Source organism: Pseudonocardia sediminis (assembly GCF_004217185.1).
GTDB classification, from domain to species: domain Bacteria; phylum Actinomycetota; class Actinomycetes; order Mycobacteriales; family Pseudonocardiaceae; genus Pseudonocardia; species Pseudonocardia sediminis.
Genome location: NZ_SHKL01000001.1, coordinates 4,071,411 through 4,091,880 on the forward strand (window position 1 = coordinate 4,071,411; position 20,470 = coordinate 4,091,880).

16 protein-coding genes are annotated in these 20,470 nt (G+C 74.7%); 9 read left to right on the forward strand and 7 right to left on the reverse strand.

Features of this window, described 5'->3' with window-relative positions:
* Positions 1-2 precede the first annotated feature (2 nt).
* The 3 genes from EV383_RS18840 to EV383_RS18850 are packed head-to-tail and all read left to right on the forward strand — an operon-like array spanning position 3 to position 4,350.
* Positions 3-2,339: a CaiB/BaiF CoA transferase family protein gene (locus EV383_RS18840; RefSeq protein ID WP_130291126.1), complete on the forward strand. Its 2,337-nt coding sequence runs from the start codon at positions 3-5 to the stop codon at positions 2,337-2,339.
* Positions 2,330-3,151, forward strand: coding sequence for an enoyl-CoA hydratase-related protein (locus EV383_RS18845; RefSeq protein WP_130291127.1), 822 nt, complete (start codon positions 2,330-2,332; stop codon positions 3,149-3,151). Before EV383_RS18840 ends, EV383_RS18845 begins: the two co-directional genes overlap by 10 nt.
* Positions 3,148-4,350: a CaiB/BaiF CoA transferase family protein gene (locus EV383_RS18850; protein WP_130291128.1), complete on the forward strand. Its 1,203-nt coding sequence runs from the start codon at positions 3,148-3,150 to the stop codon at positions 4,348-4,350. The genes EV383_RS18845 and EV383_RS18850 overlap by 4 nt, the downstream gene beginning before the upstream one ends.
* Positions 4,351-4,401: 51 nt before the next feature.
* Here EV383_RS18850 and EV383_RS18855 read toward each other — a convergent pair whose 3' ends face one another.
* The 4 genes from EV383_RS18855 to EV383_RS18870 form a co-directional block, all read right to left on the reverse strand.
* Positions 4,402-5,580: an LLM class flavin-dependent oxidoreductase gene (locus tag EV383_RS18855; protein ID WP_130291129.1), complete on the reverse strand. Its 1,179-nt coding sequence runs from the start codon at positions 5,578-5,580 to the stop codon at positions 4,402-4,404.
* A 97-nt stretch (positions 5,581-5,677) separates the two neighbouring features.
* Positions 5,678-6,886 carry an MFS transporter gene (locus tag EV383_RS18860; RefSeq protein WP_130291130.1) on the reverse strand — a complete coding sequence of 403 codons (1,209 nt, stop codon included), beginning with the start codon at positions 6,884-6,886 and terminating at the stop codon, positions 5,678-5,680.
* A 197-nt stretch (positions 6,887-7,083) separates the two neighbouring features.
* Positions 7,084-8,580 (reverse strand): alpha/beta hydrolase, encoded by a 1,497-nt coding sequence (locus EV383_RS18865; protein WP_207223576.1) that lies wholly within the window; start codon positions 8,578-8,580, stop codon positions 7,084-7,086.
* 28 nt (positions 8,581-8,608) lie between these two features.
* A complete protein-coding gene (locus EV383_RS18870; protein WP_130291132.1) occupies positions 8,609-9,265 on the reverse strand; it encodes a hypothetical protein in 657 nt (218 codons plus the stop codon).
* An 86-nt stretch (positions 9,266-9,351) separates the two neighbouring features.
* Between EV383_RS18870 and EV383_RS18875 the strand changes: the two genes are divergently transcribed.
* The gene (locus EV383_RS18875) at positions 9,352-9,984 is read left to right on the forward strand and encodes a TetR/AcrR family transcriptional regulator (RefSeq protein WP_242623199.1); all 633 of its coding nucleotides are present in this window, start codon (positions 9,352-9,354) and stop codon (positions 9,982-9,984) included.
* A 115-nt stretch (positions 9,985-10,099) separates the two neighbouring features.
* A complete protein-coding gene (locus tag EV383_RS18880; protein ID WP_130291134.1) occupies positions 10,100-10,552 on the forward strand; it encodes an STAS domain-containing protein in 453 nt (150 codons plus the stop codon).
* 47 nt (positions 10,553-10,599) lie between these two features.
* Here EV383_RS18880 and EV383_RS18885 read toward each other — a convergent pair whose 3' ends face one another.
* Entirely contained in the window at positions 10,600-11,112 is a 513-nt protein-coding gene (locus EV383_RS18885) for a MarR family winged helix-turn-helix transcriptional regulator (RefSeq protein ID WP_130291135.1), read from the reverse strand.
* Positions 11,113-11,214: 102 nt separating this feature from the next.
* Between EV383_RS18885 and EV383_RS18890 the strand changes: the two genes are divergently transcribed.
* Positions 11,215-12,417, forward strand: coding sequence for an FAD-dependent monooxygenase (locus EV383_RS18890; RefSeq protein WP_130291136.1), 1,203 nt, complete (start codon positions 11,215-11,217; stop codon positions 12,415-12,417).
* Positions 12,418-12,479: 62 nt separating this feature from the next.
* On the opposite strand, the gene EV383_RS18895 is transcribed toward EV383_RS18890, so the two are convergent.
* Together EV383_RS18895 and EV383_RS18900 are read right to left on the reverse strand one after the other, a co-directional pair.
* Positions 12,480-14,288: an MmpS family transport accessory protein gene (locus EV383_RS18895; RefSeq protein WP_130291137.1), complete on the reverse strand. Its 1,809-nt coding sequence runs from the start codon at positions 14,286-14,288 to the stop codon at positions 12,480-12,482.
* Between the two features lie 220 nt (positions 14,289-14,508).
* Positions 14,509-15,591, reverse strand: a complete 1,083-nt coding sequence (locus EV383_RS18900; RefSeq protein WP_130291138.1) for a nitrilase-related carbon-nitrogen hydrolase — start codon at positions 15,589-15,591, stop codon at positions 14,509-14,511.
* A 297-nt stretch (positions 15,592-15,888) separates the two neighbouring features.
* Here EV383_RS18900 and EV383_RS18905 point away from each other — a divergent pair, with 297 nt between their 5' ends.
* The 3 genes from EV383_RS18905 to EV383_RS18915 are packed head-to-tail and all read left to right on the forward strand — an operon-like array spanning position 15,889 to position 20,455.
* A complete protein-coding gene (locus EV383_RS18905; RefSeq protein ID WP_130291139.1) occupies positions 15,889-16,911 on the forward strand; it encodes a 3-oxoacyl-ACP synthase III in 1,023 nt (340 codons plus the stop codon).
* Positions 16,908-19,478 carry an alpha/beta fold hydrolase gene (locus EV383_RS18910; protein ID WP_207223577.1) on the forward strand — a complete coding sequence of 857 codons (2,571 nt, stop codon included), beginning with the start codon at positions 16,908-16,910 and terminating at the stop codon, positions 19,476-19,478. Before EV383_RS18905 ends, EV383_RS18910 begins: the two co-directional genes overlap by 4 nt.
* The gene (locus EV383_RS18915; protein ID WP_130291140.1) at positions 19,475-20,455 is read left to right on the forward strand and encodes an NAD-dependent epimerase/dehydratase family protein; all 981 of its coding nucleotides are present in this window, start codon (positions 19,475-19,477) and stop codon (positions 20,453-20,455) included. The genes EV383_RS18910 and EV383_RS18915 overlap by 4 nt, the downstream gene beginning before the upstream one ends.
* Positions 20,456-20,470 lie beyond the last annotated feature (15 nt).

Consider the following 20,470-nt stretch of genomic DNA (forward strand, 5'->3'; position numbering starts at 1 on the left):
GGGTGTCCCGGAACGAGTCGGCCCCGCTGCACGGGCTACGTGTCCTCGAGGTCGGCACCCACCGGGCCGGGGCGTTCGCGGGCGCGCTGCTCGCCGACCTCGGTGCGGACGTCGTCAAGGTCGAGACCGGCGGGTCCGACGGTGGCTCGGCGGCGCGGGTGGCGTTCGACCGCGGGAAGCGGTCGGTCGTGGCCGGCCGGGGATCGGGGGACCTCGCGCAGCGTCTGCTCGGGTGGGCGGACGTCGTCGTCGAGGAGGACGCGTCGTGGCGGGGCGGCTCGCCACCGGCGCGACTCGACGAGGTGGTGCACTGCTCGGTCTCCGCGTTCGGCGACGCACCGGCCGACGCCCGGCCGGCCCCCGATCCGGACGCGGAGGACCTGCTGGTCCAGGCGCTGTCCGGCAACATGGACCTCACCGGGTTCGCCGGCGGCCCGCCGTGTGAGGCCGGGATCCCGGTGGCCGACCTCGGGGCGGGGATCTTCGCCGCGATCGGGGTCCTCGCCGGGGTGGTCGCACGCGGGCCGCGCCGCGTCGAGGTCGCCAAGACCGACGTCTCCGTCGCGCTGCTCAGCTACATGGCGGTCGGCTACTTCGCCGACGGCGAGGTGCCGACCCGGGTCGGCACCGGCCACTCGACGATCTTTCCCTACAACTCGTTCGAGGCCGCCGACGGCGAGGTCGTCGTGGCCCCGTTCACCTCACAGTTCTGGCGCAACTTCGCCACCGCCGCCGGCCGTGACGACCTGGCCACGGCCGAGGAGTACCGCAGCTTCGGACGGCGGCTGCGGGCCAAGGACGAGCTGCTCGCCGAGTTCTCCCCGATCCTGCGGCGGCGGACCGTCGACGAGTGGGTCGCGGTGTTCGCCGCGGCCGACGTCCCGGCGGGCCCGGTGCTGTCCCTGGACTCCGCCGTCTCGCTCGAGCACACCCTGGCCCGCGGGATGGTGCCCGAGGTGACCGGGCCCGACGGCGCGGCGACGCGGACGGTCGGCTCCCCCTTCCACGTCCGCCACCCCGGCGGCGCGACGTTCCGGCCCGATCCGGGCCCGGTACCCCGTCCGGGCGCCGACACCGAGGACGTCGTCGCCGCGCTCGGCGAGCCGGGTCCCCCGCATCCCCGGACCGGGACACGGGAGGGTGCCGCGCTGGCCGGGATCCGGGTGCTGGACCTGACCCGGATGTTCGCCGGCCCCTGCGCGACCGAGGTCCTCGCCGACCTCGGCGCGGATGTCGTCAAGGTCGAGGAGCCGCGGATCGGCGACCCGACGCGCCGCAACCTGCCGCTCTGGGGCGAGGAGAGCGCGTACTTCATGTCGCTCAACCGCGGCAAGCGCAGCGTCACCCTCGACCTGAAGTCCGGGGCCGGCCGCGAGGTCCTGCTCGCGTTGATCGACGAGTCGGACGTCCTGGTGGAGAACTTCCGGCCCGGTGTGATGGAGCGCCTCGGCCTGGGACCGGACGCGCTCGCGCAGCGCCGCCCCGGCCTCGTGTACTGCTCCCTGTCCGGGTTCGGCGCGACCGGGCCGCTCCGGGAGAAGATCTCGTTCGACCTGGTGAACCAGGCCATGGCCGGCATGATCGAGCTGACCGGGGACCCGGACGACCGCCCGGTACGGATCGGGGTGCCGATCGGGGACATGGCCGGAGGGCTCTACCTGTCCCTGGCCGTCCTCGCCGGACTGCGCGGCCGGGAGCGCACCGGGCACGGGTGCTGGGTCGACCTCGCCCTGCACGACGTCCTGATCGCGCTGCTCTCCGACGTCGCCCAGCGCCGTTTCAACGGCGACGAGGACGTCACCCGGACCGGGAGCCGGGACCGCGACCGCGCGCCCCGCGGCCGCTACCGGGCGCGGGACGGCTGGCTGGTGCTCTCCGCCGTCCGCGACGAGCAGTGGCGCGCGGCGGCCGCCGTGCTCGGGATCGCCGACGACGACCGCTTCGCCGACGGGCACCGGCGCAAGGCGAACGAGTCCGAGCTCGACGCGCTGATCGGAGACCGTCTGGCGGGCGGCGACGTCGCCGCCTGGGTCCGCGACCTCACCGCGGCCGGGGTCCCGGCGGCGCCGGTCCACTCCCTCGCCGCGGCGCTCGACTCGCCGCTCGTGCGCGGCCGAGGCCTGGCCTACGACTCCGTCCACCCGGCGGTGGGGCCGGTCCGCAACCTGGCGTCCCCGCTGATCGTCGACGGGAGACGGGCCGGGACCGGCGGTGCGTCACCGGTGCTCGGCGCCGACACCGACGCCGTGCTCACCGGGCTCGGGTACGGCGAGGCCGACCTGGTGCGGCTGGCCGAGGACGGCGTCATCCGACGAGCAGGGAGCACGACGTGGAGCTGAAGGTCACCCGGGTCGAGGTCGACGACCACGGCGTCGCCACCGTCACGCTGAACCGGCCCGACCGCGGCAACTCCTGGACCGGGCGGATGCACGCCGAGTACCGCTGGATCATGGCCGAGCTGGAGCGCGACGAGCGTGTGCGCGTCGCCGTCCTGACCGGCGCCGGACGGGCGTTCTGCGTCGGTGCGGACACCAAGGCGCTCTCGTCCTACGTCGGCGGGGGCGGCTACGACGGCGGGCTGCGCGAGGAGGTGGCCAATCCCGGCTACGGCGTCCGGCCGGAGTTCGACGCCGACGTCAGCTGGCAGCTGGGCCTGCGCTTCCCGCTGATCTGCGCCGTCAACGGGGCGTGTGCCGGGGTGGCCCTGGCCATGGCGGCGTACGCCGACATCCGGTTCGGCATGGTCGACGCCAAGATCACCACCGCCACCGCGAAGCTGGCCATGCCCGTCGAGTACGGCCTGTCCTGGATCCTGCCGCGGATCATCGGGCTCACCCACGCCGCCGACGTGCTGCTCTCCGGGCGCATCCTGCGCGCCCAGGAGCTCGGCGGGATGGGCTTCTTCAACGAGGTCCTCGGTCCCGACGAGTTCCACGACGCCGTCACCGGGTACGCGCGCATGCTCGCGCGCCTCTCCCCCACCGCGACGACGGTGACCAAGCGCCAGCTCTACGACGACCTGCTCGCGTCGAACCCGGCCGCGTCGGTCGACCGCAGCAAGGAGCTGATCAGCGAGCTGATGGCCCATCCCGACTACGGCGAGGGCGTCCGTGCCCTGGTCGAGAAGCGCGCCCCGGAGTTCGGACGGTGACCGCCCCCGAACCCCGGTTGCCGCTGCAGGGCGTGCGCGTCCTGGACGTCTCGACGGTCATCGCCGCGCCGCTGGCCGCGATGATCCTCGGCGACCTCGGCGCCGAGGTGATCAAGATCGAGCATCCCGAGCACGGGGACCCGGCCCGGCACCACGGCTACGACCGCGACGGCGTACCGCTGTGGTGGCTGATGCTGGGGCGCAACAAGAAGAGCGTGACGCTCTACCTGGGCAGCGAGGAGGGCCAGGAGATCTTCCGGACCCTCGCCGCGGACGCCGACGTCGTCGTCGAGAACTTCCGGCCGGGCACCCTGGAACGCTGGGGCCTGGGCTACGACGAGCTCTCGGCCGCCAACCCCGGCCTGATCCTGGCCCACGTGAGCGGCTTCGGCCGCACCGGCCCGCTGGCGAACGAGCCCGGTTTCGGCACCATGGGCGAGACCATGTCCGGGTTCGCGTTCCGCAACGGCGACCCGGCCGCCGAGCCGACCCTGCCCCCGTTCGGGCTGGCCGACGGCGTCACCGGGATCTCCACCGCGCTCGGGATCATGACCGCGCTCTACGAGAGGGCGTCGAGCGGTGTCGGGCAGGAGGTCGACCTGTCGATCATCGAGCCGCTGCTCACGATCCTCGAACCGCAGGTCATCACCCAGGACCAGCTCGGCCGCACCCTGCAGCGCACCGGCAACTCCGCGGAGATGAACGCCCCGCGCGGGATGTACCGCACGAGCGACGACGCGTGGGTCGCGCTGTCGGCCAGCACCGCCTCGACCGCGACCAGCGTCGTGACACTGATGGGTGCCCCGGAGCTCGCGACGCAGCCGTGGTTCGCCCACGCCAACGGGCGCCACGCGCACACCGACGACATCGACGCCGTCATCGTGCCGTGGTTCGCCGCCCGCACCGCTAGTGAGGCGACCGTGGCCTGCCGCGCCGCCGGCGTCCCCGTCGCCCCGGTCCACTCGGCGGCCGACATCCTCGCCGACCCCCAGTACGAGGCGATCGGCTCGATCGGCACGTACGAGCACCCGCAGCTGGGACCGGTCCGCATGCCGGACGTGCTGTTCCGGCTCTCCCGGACCCCCGGCTCCGTGCGCTCGCTCGGCGCCGAGCTGGGGCAGCACACCGACGACGTGCTGGGTGGAGCCGGGATCACCCCCGAGCGCCTCGCCGAGCTGCGGGAACGCGGGGTCGTCTGACCGGCGCCGGCCCGGGCCGGGCCCCGGCGGGGTCCGGCCCGGGCCGAGCGGTCAGGCCCGCGCCTTCTGCTCCGCGGCGTGCTTGTCCACGGCGTTCTGGACGCTCTTGAGCTGCGCCTCGGCCAGCCCGGCACGCGAGTCCATCGCCCACTGCGCGCTGTACCGGAGCGCCTCGGTGGAGCCCTGGAACGCCGGGAACACCTGCTCGGCCATCAGCTCGTGCGAGCGGATGGTGTCGTGCCAGTTCGCCCACTCGTGCGTCATGAGCAGGTAGGCGCCGAACCCGCCCGCGGACTGCGCCTGCAGCTTGGAGATCTGCTCGATCGCGTCGTCCGGGGTGCCGATGACGCCGACGCCGGAGTTGATGATGAAGTCGGTCCGCTCCTCGGTGGTCCGGCCGGCGACCGCGAAGTGCGCGGCAGCCTGGACGTCCTGGATGTAGTCGAACCAGGCGTCGATTCCGTGCTTGACCTGTTCGCGGGCCTTCTCCCGGGTCTCCGCGACGTGCATCGGCCCGACCAGGCGCCAGTCCTTGCGGTCGGCGACGTGGCCGTTCTGCGCGCTGACCTCCTCCATCACGTTCCAGTGCAGGGCGAGGGTGTCGACGCCGTCGGGCGCCAGCGCGGACAGCGTCGCGCCGACCGAGAGCAGGCCGCCGCCCCACTTGCCGGCGATGCGCGGGCCGGTCGGCGAGGCGATCGCGGCGACCGCCCACTCGAAGTCGCTGTAGGGCAGGACCTCGCACATCGCGTCCTGCAGGGTGTAGCGGTCGGTCGTGATGGTGACCTTCTCGCCGTGCAGCAGCCGCATGAGGACGTCGACGTCCTCCTCCAGCGCGTCACGCAGGCCCAGCGGGTCCAGGCCGATCATGCGGGCGTCCGTGGTGAGCGCGCCCGGGCCGAGGCCGAGCATGGCCCGGCCCTCGGTGAGGTGGTCGAGCAGGACGAACTGGTCCGCGATCCAGAGCGGGTTGTGATAGGGCAGCGAGACGACGCCGGTGCCCAGCTTGATCGACGTGGTCTTCGGCGCGACGTTCGCGATGAACGTCATCGGGTCCGCGATCAGCTCGGCGCCGCACGAGTGGTGCTCACCGATCCAGGCCTCGTCGAACCCGAAGCGGTCCAGGTGCTGCACGAACTCGATGTCGCGCTTGAGCGCGAGGTGCGGGTTCTGGCCCATCGGCAGGTGGAACGGTGCGTGGAAGACGCCGAAGCGGAGACGGTCCGTCATGAGGGCTCCTCGGGTGGGTGGCCGTGACACGCGCCGAGAAGGCGCAGGACCCGTCCAGTGAAACGGAAACACCCGGGTGTGACGACTGGCACATCCGCTAGTCGGCGACTCCCCCGCGTCCGCCGGTGCGCATCCGGAGCACGGACCCGGTGGCGCCCGCGGCGAGCATCACCACGACCACCCCGCACAGGACCGACGCCACCGGCGCCAGTCCCCACACCTCCACCGCCGCACCGGCCACCAGGCTCGCCACCGCGGCCGAGAGGTAGCAGTAGAGGTAGACCGCCGCGAGCGTGCCGGCGTGCGCGCCCTCCGGGCTCCGGGCCAGCAGGACCCGCATGGCGCCGGCGAACGCGACACCGAACCCGGCCCCGGCCACGACCGCGGCGGCCATGTAGGCGGCGAAGCTCCCGGCGGCGATCGCGGCGACGAACCCGACGGCGCCGGCCGCCAGCACGGCCGCCCCGCCGGTCAGCGCCCGACCGGCGGGCAGCCGTCCGGCCAGGAGACCGGCCACCGGCCCCGCGAGGTGGTAGACCGCGACCGCCAGGGCGCCGCTGAACAGGTCGTCGCGGCCCAGGACGAAGGCCGCCAGCGACGGGGCCAGCGCCTGGGTGAAACCACCGAGGACGTAGGTCGCGGCGACGACGAGGCACACCATCGCGAAAACCGGCTTCGCCGCGTCGGGCACCCGGACCACCGGCCGCAACGACCGCAGCGCACCGGGACGCCGGACCGCCGTCTCCGGCAGGAGCGCGAGCGCCACCGCGGCGACGACCAGGAGCGCGGCGACGACCACGAAGGACCAGACGGGCGCGCCGACCGGTGCGACCTGCACGGCGGCACCCGAGGCCAGTGCCCCGATGGCGATACCGGCCGGGGGCGCACCGCTGGTGATCGCCCCCGCCGGCCCCGGCCGTGACGGAGGGGCCAGGTCGACGACGAACGCGCCGAGCGCGCCCAGCGAGAGCCCCACCGCCGCCCCCTGCAGCGCCCGCCCGGCGATCAGCGGCGCCGTCGAGTCCACGGTCGTCAGGACCAGGCACGCGAGGGCACCCACGACCAGCGCGGGGACGGCCACCCGGCGCCGGCCGAGGTGGTCCGACAGGCTGCCGCAGCACAGCAGCGCAACCAGCAGCGGAAGGATGTAGACGGCGAACGCCCCGGTGAGCGCGACCGTCGAGATGCCGTAGGACCGCTGGTAGACGACGTAGAGCGGTGCCGGGACCCCGGCCGCGACGGAGACGAGGACGAAGGAGACCGACGCCGTCGCGAAGGCCAGCGGGCGGGATCGAGGTCGGAGCACCGGGCCTCAGGCCGCGGCGACGGGGAGCGGGACGTCGGGGATCACGGTGTCCGACCCTAGGCGGGGCGCCCCGGCCCCGCCGTCCCTGCCGGCCCCACACCGGGCGAGGTCACAGGACCGGGCCGCCGTCCGGACCCCGAGCCCGGCGAGGAGGTCGAGCAGCAGCCCGTGGTCCGTCGCGCCGACGGACCGGTCGGTCAGCCGCAGGTGACGTCGCCGGGCGGGAGCGGCCCGCCTACCAGGAAGGCCGTCGTCGTGTCCAGGGCGCACGCGCTGTCGCCGACGCCGACGTACACCCCGTGCCCGCTGCCGTTCTCGACCAGCAGCCGGGAGCGGTCGCCGAACTTCTCGTCGAGCAGCTGCCCGCCGCGCAGCGGGGTGACCGGGTCGTGCCGGTTCTGCACGATCAGGACGTTCGCCGGGCCCTCGCCGGACACCGCGACGGGCGGCTCGGCCGGCGGGTGCGGCCAGAACGCGCAGGGCAGGACGTTCGCGGCCGCCGCGCCGAACACCGGGTACCGCTCGCGGTCCTGCGCCACGGCCCGGCGGTAGCTCTCCACGTCGCGCGGCCACGCGACGTCGTTGCAGGTCGTCGCGATGAACGCCGAGAACATGGTGTCCGACGGCGACGGTCCCGGGGGCGGGACGGGCGCCGGGGCGGTGCCACCGGTCAGCAGCGACTGCCAGGTCGCCGCCGTCACCCCGTAGAGGGTCGGCCCGTACAGGCCGGCGAAGGTGGCCAGCCGGAACACGCGTCCGTCGATCCCGGCCGACGGCGTCTCGTCGAGGCGGGCGGCGAGGGAGAAGTAGGTGGCCCGCACCGCCTCCGGGGTGGCGCCCAGCCCGTAGGTCCCGTGCCGGTCGGCGGCCCAGCGTGCGAAGTCGCCGAACGTCTCCTCCGCACCGAGGCCGTAGCGCCGGATCCCGCCCTGGTCGAGGTGGGTGTCGCCCACGTTGCTGTCGAGCACGACGCGGTCGGTCCGGCCGGGGAACAGCGACGCGTAGGCCGCCCCCAGCGCCGAGCCGTAGGAGAACCCGAGGAAGCTGATCTTCTCCTCGCCGAGCGCGGCACGGATCCGGTCCATGTCGCGGGCGACGTTGGCCGTCGACACGTGGCGCAGGTGCCCGTTCCGGTCGTGGGCGGCACACCGCTGCGCCACGTCCTTCGCGATCGCGGCCTGTTCCGACACCGCGGCGTCGTCGGCGGCGTAGGGCGGGATGTTGCCGGTGTAGTCCTGGTCGGTGGTGAAACCGCAGCTCACCGGGGCCGAGTGCCCGACGCCGCGGGTGTCGAAGCCGATGATGTCGTAGCTCTCCTGGACGTTCGCCGGCAGGCCGCGTTTCACCAGGTCGTTCACGAAAGCCAGCCCGGAGCCGCCCGGTCCTCCCTGGTTGAGCATCAGCACGCCGCGCCGCTTCTCCGGTTTCGGGCTCGCCGCGCGGGACACCATGATCTGGATCTGCTCACCGCCGGGCTCGCGGTGGTCCAGCGGCACCGTGACCGGCGCGCACCGCAGGTCGACCAGCGGCGCCACCACGTCCGCCGGGCACGGTCCCCACGCCGGTCCCGCGGCGGACGGCACAGGACCCCGCTCGCGCTCCTGTGCCGCCGCCGGTGCCGCCATCGCCGCACCGGCCAGGCCGACCAGCGCGGCCAGCGCGGTCGCGCGGACCGCGGTACGTCGTCGTCGCATCGTTCCCCGTCCTCCGTCGGTCATCGGGTCAGTTCCCGACCGCGTCGAGCAGCCAGTGATGGCGCATCCGGAGCGCGCGTTCGGTGCTCGCGAGTGCGGCGGCGAGGCCGAGCGCGATGTTGAGCCAGATCGGCAGGTGGATCGGGGACACGAGGACGCCGATGTTCTCGGCGATCGGTGGGATCCGGGAGAGCGCGGCCAGGATCTGCACGAGGTTCAGGCCCACCCCGACGACCAGCATGACGACGGAGACGGCGCCGATCGCCCGGCTCAGCGCGGGACGCTCGCGTTCGAGGCGGGCCCGGCGCCCCTCGCCCGAGGCCGGGTCCGGGACGAGCCGGCGCTCCCCGCCGTCGTCGGCGACGTAGTGGCAGCGTCTGACCCCGAAGGCACTGGTCGCGACCTCGATCGCGCCACCCTCGACCGGGAGGACGGCGGGCGTCCGCGACGACGCGTGGTGCCGTCCGTCGCGGTAGAGCTGCGCCACGACCTCGCCGTTCTCGCCGCTGCCCATGTAGCGCACGTCGACGGAGTACCGGACACCGCGGCCGTCGCGGCCGGGCAGGTCGAGGTGCAGCAGCGCGCGTCCGGCGAACATCTGCCACCAGCGGAAACGCTTCAGCTCCCGCCCGTCGCCGGGCTTCACCCGCTGCACCGCCCGACGCCGCTTCCATTCGGTCAACATGTCTCCCCCTCCGTGTAACACACTGTGTTAGTCGCCTGCTCGAGAAGCTAGCACGGTGTGTTAGTACGATGCGAGGGGAGGTGCGTGTGGACGAGCGGAAGAGGCAGAGGCTCAGCAGCCGGGACAAGGTCCTGCTGGCGGCGATGGAACTGTTCGGCGAGGGCCCGGGGAGCACGCTGAGTGTGCGGGCGGTCGCGTCACGGGCGGGGGTGAGCACGGGCTCGCTGCGCTACCACTTCCCGACCCAGCGCGAGCTGCAGGACGAGGTGCTCACGCGCATCTACGATCTCGTGGCCCCCGACGACCGGATCCACGACGGCTCCGCGCCGGCCCGGGACCGGCTGGTCGACTGTCTGCGCCAGGTGCTCGCGGGAGCCGGGGTCGGGTCACAGGCACGGGTGGCCACACTGACGATGGTCGAGCAGTTCATCGCCCCGGAGCCGACCGAGGAGCTGCGCACGGCCTACCTCGCCATCGAGCGCGAGATGCGTCGCCGTGTCGAGTACTGGCTGACGGTCCTCGCGAACGAGGGCGCCCTCCCCGAAGGGGACAACACCCGGCGGGCGAGGTTCCTGCTCACCGTCCTGAACGGGCTCGGCATGGAGCGGGCGCTACCGGCCGAGGACTCGATCCTGCAGCACGAGAACGACACCCTGTACGCGGCGGTCGACCACGTCCTGACCCCGGAGCGGCCCGCCTCCGCCCGGGAGCCCGCCTGACCGTTCCTGTGCCGACGGCCCGACGGCGTCCAAACCGCACGCGCGGCGCCACCGGCTGCGATGATCGATGCAGGCGGGCCCGCACGGGGCCGCCTGAGAGGGGAACGGCGCCGTCATGAGTGGATCCGAGGATCGTACGACCGACGACGACCGGGCCGTCGGCGTGACCGCCGGTGTCCCGATGACGTTCGGGGCGTTGAGCGTGACCGCGCGGCCGCACCCGGCCGGCACGGTCGTCCTGCACGCTCGCGGCGAGATCGACACCGCGACCGCACCCTTCCTGGCCGAGCAGATCGCGTCCACGCTCGCCGGGGCGTCGGGACTGCTGCTGGACCTGGGTGGTGTCAGCTTCCTGGCCTCGGCCGGGCTGGCCGCCCTGATCTCCGCCCGCGACGAGGCCGCCGCGGCCGGCGTCGGATTCCAGCTGGCCTGCGGCGACTCCCGCTCCGCGCGGCGCGCCCTGCAGGTCACCGGGACCCTGGAGCTGTTCGACGTCGTCGACCCGACCCCGGGCGAGACCACCTCGTCGTCCACGCCGATCTTCTCGGTGCCCGACCTCCGGGACTGAGACACCGGCCGCGTCATCGGCCACGCACGGATCGGCCCCGCACGGGCTCATGACCGCCCGCCTCGCCGGACGACCTCGGTCAGCCGGGCCAGCAGGTCGAGCACCAGCTCCCGTTCGCTCTCGGTGAGGGTGCGGCAGACCTCGTCGATGTCCTCGATGGTGGGCCGCCACGCCGTCAGCGCCGTGGTGCGCGCGGCGGCGGTCTCGGTGAGGGTGACCCGGCGCCGGTCGGTGCTGTCGCGGACCCGTTCGACGTGCCCGGCCCGCTCCAGCCGGTCGACGAGGATGGTCGTCGCGGCCAGGGTGACGCCGAGACGGCCGGCGAGCGCGGTGGCTCCCATGGGCCCGTGCTCGGTCAGCAACATGATCGCGTTCATGTCGGTGACGTTCATCTGCATCGCCCGCGCCAGGCGCACCGTGAGGTCCTGCGAAGCCCCCATCAGCGTGCTCACCGCGAGCGTGGCGGCGTCCAGCGGGCCCAGCTCAGGATCCCACCGGTCCGCCACCTGCTGCAGCGACTCCCCGCGAGTGGCCTCCCCGCGCGCGGGCATCTCGGTCATGGGGCCGCATCCAATCACACGGAATCACTTAAGCTGTTTAAGCTTAAGCAACTTAAGTACCGGGTGACCGGGTGCAGGCACCACCTTGAGAGGACATCCCCCATGAGCAGACCCACCGTCCTGATCTCCGGCGCGAGCATCGCCGGCCCCACCGCCGCGTCGTGGATGGCCGCGGCCGGGTGGGACGTCACCGTCGTCGAGCGGTTCGACCATCTGCGCGACGAGGGCCAGAACGTCGACGTCCGTGGGAACGGCCGCGAGGTCCTGCGCCGGATGGGCCTCGAGGACGCCGTCCGCGCCCACCACACCAGCGAGACCGGCGTGGCCTGCGTCGACGCCGACGGACACCCCTACGCCACGTTCCCCGCCGGTACCGACGACGTCGGTGGCGTGACCGCGGAGCTGGAGATCCTGCGCGGACAGCTCTCCCGCATCGTCTACGACCACTCCGCCGGGTCGGCCGAGTACTTGTTCGGCGACCGGATCACCGCCCTGCACGACGACGGCCGCGGCGTCGACGTGGAGTTCGCCCACTCCCCCGCGCGGCGGTTCGACGCCGTCGTGATCGCCGAGGGCTCGCGATCCCGCACCCGCACACTCGTCTTCCCCGACACCGACATCGACGAGCTCGGACTGCTGGCCGTCTACGCCACGATCCCGCGGACCCCCGGCGACGACCGGCAGTGGCGGGTGTTCTGGGGCGGCCGCGGACGCCTCGTGCACGTGCGCCCCGACAACGTCGGGTCGACCCGCGCGATGCTCAGCCTGCAGTCCGACGTGCGCGGACTCGACCGGCTCGACCGTGCCGACGTCGTGACCGTGCTCCGCGAGACCTACGGCGACCTCGGGTGGGAGACCCCGCGCATCCTCGCCGCGCTCGACGACGCCCCGCTCTACGTCGACCAGATCGCCCGCGTCCGCCTGCCCACCTGGCACCGCGGGCGGGTGGCCCTGCTCGGCGACGCCGCGTGGTGCGCCGGCCCGTTCGGCACCGGCACCACGACCGCGCTCGCCGGCGCCTACGTGCTGGCCGGCGAGCTCGGCGCCACCCCGGACGACGTCCCCGCCGCCTTCGCCCGGTACGAGAGCACCATCCGGCCGCTGGCCGACCGCGCCCAGGCCCGTGTCCTCCCCCGCCACGCCCACCCGCGAGCCCGGTGGCAGCAGTCCCTGCTCCGCGCCGGGCTCCGCATCGCCGCGGGCCCCGTCGGCGACGCCCTCGGCAGGATCCCCGCCCTGGACCGCACCCCGCCGGCCGACGCCATCGCCCTGCCCGACCACGGAGCCCTCACCCGGGCCGCCTGACCGACCCGGGCCCGGCGTCCCCGCAGCGGCGCGCCCAGCGACGACCCGTCAGCGGCGACCCCTCAGCGTCGAGCGCTGCAGGAGACCGCGGCGAAGTCGCCGTCGGCCTTCTCCTCGGCGAGGACGGCGCCGTCGACGAGGATCTTGCACGAGATCTCGCCGGAGCCGCCGGCAGCGGTGACCGTGTACTCGGCGGTCCCCTCGACCGCGGGGGCGGTCCGCGTCCAGGGCAGCTCCGCGTCGGAGACCTGGGCCACGGACGACCCCCGGCCGAACGTGATCGTGTCCGCCGACCCGGACCCGGTCACCTCGTAGGTGACCTGGGCCGCCGCCGGTTGCGGGGCGGCGCTGGACGCGGCCGGCGCGGCCCCGGGCTGCCCGTTGCCGGAGGACGCGTCGAGCCCGACGACGTTGTCGGCGAGCGCGGGGGCGCGTTGCTCCTCGGTCCCGCCGAGGACGATGAGCCCGACGGTCACGGCGACTGCGGCCGCCGCGACGCCGCCGACGACCCACGGCCACCGGCGCCGCCGGGCCGGCTCGTCGTCCTCCCCGCTCGGTGCGAGACGGCGTGGCGCCTCCTCGCCCGGTTCCTCCGCGGCGAGGACGGCCGCCCCGGCCATGGGCTCCTCCTCGACGGGGGCGTCGAGATCGTCGACGTCGGGTGCACGGCGACGGCCCGGACCGCCTCCGCCGACGGGGAGCAGAGCCGTCCGGACGTCCGCGTCGCGCTCGAACGTGCCGGGCCCGTGGGTACCGGGCTCGTACGCGTCGCGCTCGTCCGGCGCGAACCCCTGCGGGAAGCCGTCGCCGGGATCGCGGTCGTCGTACGCGTCCGGTGCGAACTCGCCGGGCGCGTACCCGGGCCGGCCGCGGTCGAGGCGCCCGGCGGCGTCCGCCGTGGGCCGGGCGTGGCCGTTCGCCCGGTATCGGGGGCCGTGGCGGCCCGGCTCCGGCCCGACGGTGCGGTCCGGGCCGTGCCCGGCGCGGTCGTCGTACCGCGCGTCCTCGTAGCGGACGTCGTCGTACGGGGTGTCGTCGTACGGGGCTTCGTCGTAGCGGGTGTCGTCGTAGCGGGGCGCGCCGTGGCGGGCCGCGGGCACACGGCCCCCGGCGTCGGCCTCGTACCGGTCGTCGACGTCGCCCGTGCCGTGGCGGATGCCATGGTCGGGGGCCGCGTGCCGGTCCGCGCCGTGGCGGTCGGCGGCATGGCCGCCCGCGTCGATGCGGTCGACGTACCCGCCCGAGCCGTGGCGACCGCGCCGGGGCCGGTCGTGGGCGGACGGAGCGACGTCCGCCGCGCGGCGGGCGCGCCGGTACCCGTCGTCGGCGGGGATCTCGTCCGGCTCAAACGGTTGGGGCGCGCGGCGACGCGGCGGCCGGCCGTCGAAGCCGACCGGGTCCGCGGCCCGGCGAGCACCGTGACGGTCGGTGCCGTGACGGTCCGCGCCCAGGTCGTCCGCGCCCGGGTCGTCCCCGGCGTGGCGACCGGATCCGTAGCGGTCGGCGAGGTCGCTCGACGGCCGTCGGGACGGCGTCCCGCCGGCGGGATCGTGCCACCGGTCGCGGGCCGCGCCCGGCCGTTCCGACGGCCCGCGGTCCCACCGCTCCGGTGCCCCCGGCCCGGAGGTCGCGACCGGTCGGCGGGTCGGGGTCGGGGTCGGGGTCGGGGTCGGGTCCGCCGGCCGACGACGCCGGCCGGTCGCGCCGCGATCGTCGTCGCCCCGTCCGTCGTCGCCCCGTACAGGTGCAGCCCGCTCCGGCTCACGCCGACGGCCGCCGTGATCCGGCCGGGAAGGTGCGCCGTAGGCGGCTTCCGCTTCCCCGTCGTCGGGGTCGTCGTACTCCGGGCCGGCATCCGGTCGATCGATCACATCGACCGACCGACGCCGGTTGCGTCGTGGCGTCGGCTCGTCGTCGAGCACCCACAGACGCCCGTCCGGATCCCATCTCGGTCCTGGCACGGCGACCCCCTCTGTTGCCGATTCAACGAATCGGCCGACAGTCGGTTACGGACCGGTATCGAAACCGGATCCGATTGCCACACTCGGCCCTGCCCGTCACTCATCCGGACGCGCCTGTCCGCCGCCGCCCCTACCGGGAGGGATCCCGGTGGGTCGGGCGCCGCCAGACGTCGAGGTCGTGGAGCAGCTCCACCTGCCGGTCGATGACCTCCCGCCGGTACTCCTCGTGCCGTGGGGGCGTCCGGTCCAGGTAGAGGTTCTTGGGATAGATCGGGCGCTCGTAGATGATCTGCGCCAGCTCGGAGCGGATGTCCTTGGCCCAGTTGCTGATCTGCGCGGTGGCCCGGTGGTGCCGCAGCGCCTCGATGTCGACGGGCCCGCTGACGAACGTCGACCCGCTGGTGTCGAACTGCTTGCCGACGATCTGACCACGGTGGTTGACGATCATCGAGCGGCCCCCGCCGGCGTCGATCGGCTGCGGGCTCTCCGGGTACAGGTGGTAGCCGCCGATGTTCGGGGCGACGACGTAGAAGTTGTTCTCCATCGCCCGGGCCCGGTTGGAGATCTCGAAGACGTCGTTCTCGGTGAACGGCACCGGCAGCGAGGCCCGGTAGACGACCTCGGCCCCGTTCAAGGCCAGCCCCCGCCCGTTCTCCGGGTAGCTGCCCTCCATCGCCATCATGACCCCGAGCCGGCCGATCGGGGTGTCGGCCACCGGCCAGAACGCGTCCAGCGTCCGGCCGTAGCGCTCGACCCACCAGTCGAACAGGTCGTGCGGCGACACCGACCGCTCGACCGGGAGCAACGCGTTGAGCTTGTAGTGCACCAGGACGATCTCCTCCTCGGGGGAGATCACGAGCCCCACGTTGAAGAACAGGTCCGGCCAGTCCGGATGCCGCGCCTTGGCCTGGGCCATGACGTAGACGCCCCACTGCCGGGCCAGGCGGCCGAGCCGGTCGGTCTCGGGTCCCGGGACGTCGATCGCGCACGTGTGGGCGAACTCGGTGTGGTCGACGTCGAGGATCTCGTCGTTGAACCCCTGCAGCGCCCCCTCCGGGATCGCGAGCATCCGGACCGGGATGTCCAGGCTCGACAGCCAGAACGCCGCCTTCGTCAGGCTCTCCAGGTGTTCGAGGTTGTGCTCGATGTCGGCCCGGGTGCGGATCCCCCAGAACGTCGGGATCAACCCGACGGCGTTGTACGGCTCGACCATGCCCTGCTCCTGTTCGTTTCCCGGCGGGTCCCCCGGCGTCGTCGTCGACCCCGGCGATCACAGCGCCGCGCCCCGTGCCGGGACGGTATCCGGTCACCCCGTCCCGGCCACGCGCCTTCTCCATCGGGTCCGCCCCGGCGCCTGAATTGACAACGCCCGACGGCTGAGCGACGGTCATGGGCCAGATATCGGCCCCGGACCCGGCGGATCTGCTCCTCCGCCGGAAGGCTCTGCCATGTCTGAACGTGTTCCACGGACCCCCGGTCCCTCCCGCGCCCGCGCGCAGGCGACCGCCTCGTGACCGGGACCGCCCTCTTCCACCACGACAACACCGTGATCGTGTCGGTCTGCGGGATCGACGCGCCGACCGTCGTGACCTCGGCCGAGATCGACGACCGGCTGAGTGACACCTACGAGCGGCTCGAGCTGCGCCCCGGCCTGCTGGAGGGCCTCGCCGGCATCACCGAGCGGCGGTGGTGGGACCCCGACGTCGCCTTCACCGACGCGGCGGCGATGGCCGGGGCGAAGGCCCTGGCCGAGTCCGGCGTCGAGCCGGGCGACATCGGACTGCTGATCGACACCTCGGTGGCCCGCGCGCACCTCGAACCGTCGTCGGCGGTCTCGGTGCACTCCGCTCTGGGGCTGCCGACCTCGTGCATCAACTTCGACCTGGGCAACGCCTGCCTCGGGTTCCTCAACGCCATGCAGCTGGCCGCCTCGATGATCGACGCCGGTCGGATCGACCACGCGCTGATCGTCGACGGGGAGGGCGCGCGGCACACGCAGGAGGTCACGCTCGATCGTCTGGCCTCGCCCGACTCGACCCGTGAGGACGTGCTGTCGCAGTTCGCCACCCTCACCCTGGGCTCGGGCGCCGCCGCGATGGTGCTCGGACGCGCCGACGCCCACCCCGACGGGCACCGGTTCCGCGGCGGGGCGATCCGCGCCGCCACCGAGCACCACGAGCTGTGCATCGGCGACCTCGACCGCATGCGCACCGACGCGCGGGGCCTGCTCGAGGCCGGCGTCGCGCTCGGCGGCGCCCTGTGGGCGGATGCGAAGGAGCCGTTCGGATGGGACGGCATCGACTGGTACTGCGCGCACCAGGTGTCGCAGGTCCACACCCGGGCCATGGCCCAGGCGCTCGGCATCGACATCGCCCGCGTCCCGCTGACGTTCCCGACCCGGGGCAACATGGGCCCGGCCGCGGTGCCCTACACCCTGGCCATGCAGGCCGACGTGCTCCGCTCGGGCGACCGCGTCCTGCTGGTCGGCGTGGGGTCGGGTCTCAACGCGTGCTTCGCCGAGGTCATCTGGTGAGCCGGACGACCGCGCCTGTGGCCGCGTCGCGCCCTCCCGCACTCCCCGGGCTCGACCCGGCCTGGTCCCGGCTCGTCACCGCGGACGACGCCGACGGCGTCCCGCGCACCTGGCACGTCCTCGACAACGGCGCCGAGCCCCGCGTCGGGACGATGGTCTGCGTGCACGGGAACCCGACGTGGTCCTACCTGTGGCGCCGCTTCCTCGACGAGGCCCCGGACGGGTGGCGGGTGATCGCGGTGGACCAGCTCGGCATGGGCTACTCCGACCGCACCGCGGAGCCGCGCACCTTCGCCCAGCGCGTCGACGACGTCGGTGTGGTGACCGACGCGCTCGGTGTGAGCGGGCCGGTGGTCTCGGTCGGGCACGACTGGGGCGGGCCGATCTCGCTGGGCTGGGCACTGGCCCACCGGCCGCAGCTGCGCGCGGTCGTCCTGGCCAACACCGGCGTGCACCAGCCCGCCGACTCCGCGGCCCCGACGCTGATCCGCCTGGCGCGGACACCGCTGCTGCGCGGCGCCGTGTGCACGACGACGCCGATCTTCGTGCGCGCGACGAGCGCGCTGTCGCGGCCCCCGCTCGACGACGGCGTGCGCGACGCCCTCGCCGCGCCCTACCGCAGCGCCGCCCGCCGTCGCGCCGTCGGCGACTTCGTCGCCGACATCCCGCTCGAGCCCGGCCACCGCAGCACCCCGACCCTCGACGGCGTCAAGGCGGGGCTGGCCGATCTCGGAGACGTCCCGGTGCTGGCGCTGTGGGGACCCCGTGACCCGGTGTTCTCCGACCGCTACCTGCGCGACCTGCTCGGCCGGGTGCCGCACGCGCAGGTGCACCGCTACGAGACCGCGTCGCACCTGGTCACCGAGGACGCGCCGCAGACCGCGCGGCACGCCTGGGAGTGGATCGCCGGTTTCACGGGCGGCGCGCACGCGCAGGCCCCGGCGCCACCGCTCCCCGCCCGCCCACCACTGTGGGCGGCCCTCGACGAGCGCGCCGGCGACCCGTCGCCCGCGGTCGTCGAGCTCGCGGGCCGGAAACGGACCGTCTCCTTCGCGCTCCTGGCCCGGCGGGTGCGGGAGATCGCGGCCGGGCTCGCCGCGGAGGGCGTCCGCCCGGGCGACCGGGTCGCGCTGCTGGTCCCGGCCGGGGCGGACCTCACCGCCGCGGTCTACGCGTGCTGGCGGGCCGGCGCCGTGATCGTGGTCGCCGACCCCGGCCTCGGCCCGCTCGGCCTGGCCCGGGCGCTGCGCGGCGCGGGCCCCGACCACGTCATCGGCGCGGCACGCGGGCTCGCGCTCGCGCGCGGCCTGGGGATCCCCGGGCGCCGGATCGCCGCCGGCGCGCTGTCCCCGGTGACCCGCCGGCTCCTCGGCGTCACCCACGACCTCGCCGGGCTCGCCCGGGCCGGCCGCGGGCAGGACCCGCCCGCGGAGCCGTCCCCCGACGCGGAGTGCGCGGTCCTGTTCACCTCCGGCTCCACCGGCCCGGCGAAGGGCGTCGTCTACCGGCACCGCCAGGCGGGAGCCCAGGTCGCGGCGCTGCGCGAGGCGTTCGGCATCACCGGCGACGACCGGCTCGTCGCCGCGTTCCCGCCGTTCGCCCTCTACGGCCCCGCGCTGGGGATCGCCTCGGCCGTGCCCGACGCGCCGGTCCCCGGACAGCTCTCCGCCGCCGCGCTGGCCGAGGCCGCCGCGGCCGTGGAGGCCACCGTCGTCTTCGCCTCCCCCGCCGCACTGCGGACCGTCGTCACCACCGCGGGCGGTGCGGTCACCGACCGGCACCGCGCCGCGCTCGACCGGGTCCGGCTCGTCGTGTCCGCGGGGGCGCCGGTGCCCGCGGCGCTGCTGCACGAGCTGTCCGCGGTCGTCCCGCACGCCGAGCTGCACACCCCCTACGGCATGACCGAGGCGCTGCCCGTCACCGACATCACCCTCGCCGGCATCGACGCCGCGGGCCCGGGCGACGGCGTGTGCGTGGGCCTCCCGCTCACCGGCGTCGAGGTCCGGGTGAGCCCGCTGACCGACGCCGGTGACGCGACCGGGCCGCTCACCGAGATCCCGGGGGTCACCGGCGAGCTCTGCATCCGCGCCGAGCACGTCAAGGAGCGCTACGACCGTCTCTGGGCCACCGAGCGGGACAGCTCCCGGAACCCGGGGTGGCACCGCAGCGGCGACGTCGCGCACCTCGACGCCCTCGGCCGGGTGTGGATCGAGGGCCGGCTCGGCCACGTCATCTCGACGCCGGAGGGACCGGTGAGCCCGGTCGGGATCGAGCAGCGGGTCCAGGTGGTCACCGGTGGGCTCGCGACGGCCGTCGGTGTCGGCCCGGCCGGGGCCCAGCTGGTCGTCGTCGTCCTGTCCCCCGACAGCCCGCCCGAGCGTTCCGGCCTGGCGCCGGCGTCGCTCGCCACGTCGGTCCGCCAGGCCGCGGACCACCGGGTGTCGGCCGTGCTGACCACCGACCGGCTACCGCTCGACGTCCGGCACGCCGCCAAGATCGACCGGACGCGGGTCGCCCGCTGGGCCGAGCTCGTCCTGGCCGGCGGGTCGGCCGGACGGCGGCCGTGAAGGTCCTGGTCACCGGGGCGAGCGGGATGCTCGGCGCGGCCGTGGCCGGCACGCTGGCGGCCCGCGGCGACGCCGTGACGGTCCTGCAGCGCCGGCCGTCCGGGACACCGCACGCCGAGGTGCTCGCCGACATCGGCGACGCGGGCGCCGTCGCCGCGGCGGTGTCGGGGCACGACGCCGTCGTCCACCTCGCGGCCAAGGTCGGCATCACCGGCCGCCGGCCGGAGTTCGAACGGGTCAACGTCACCGGGACCCGGAACGTCGTCGAGGCCTGCCGCGCGGCCGGGGTGCCGCGGCTCGTCCACGTGTCGTCGCCCTCGGTCGCACACGCCGGGTCCGCGCTGGTCGGCGCCGGAGCCGGGGCGGCCGACCCCGTCCGGGCGCGCGGGCACTACGCCCGCAGCAAGGCCGCGGCCGAGCTGGTCGCGCTCGGTGGAGCCGACGACCCGCGGAGCCGGCCAGCGGTGGTCGCGGTGCGCCCGCACCTGGTCTGGGGGCCGGGCGACACCCAGCTCGTCGGCCGGATCGTCGCCCGTGCGCGGGCGGGCCGGCTGTTCGGGGTCGGGTCCGGGGCGGCGCTGATCGACACCACCTACCTCGACAACGCCGCCGACGCGCTCGTCGCGGCCCTGGACCACTGCCAGGCGCTCGACGGGAGGGCGCTGGTGGTGACCAACGGCGAGCCACGCCCGGTCGCCGAGCTGCTGCGCGCGATCTGCATCGCCGCCGGTGCGCCCCCACCCCGCCGGGCCGTCCCGGTGGGGGTGGCCCGGGCCGGCGGAGCGGTCGCCGAGGCGCTCTGGGCGTCGGTGCCCTCGCTGGGCGAGCCCCCGATGACGCGCTTCCTGGCCGAGCAGCTCTCCACCGCGCACTGGTTCGACCAGCGCGCCACCCGCGAGGCACTGGCCTGGACACCGCGGGTCAGCCTCGACGCCGGGCTCGCGCTCCTGGCGCGCAGCTACCCCGCCGGCGCGTGACCCCTCGGTCCGGCA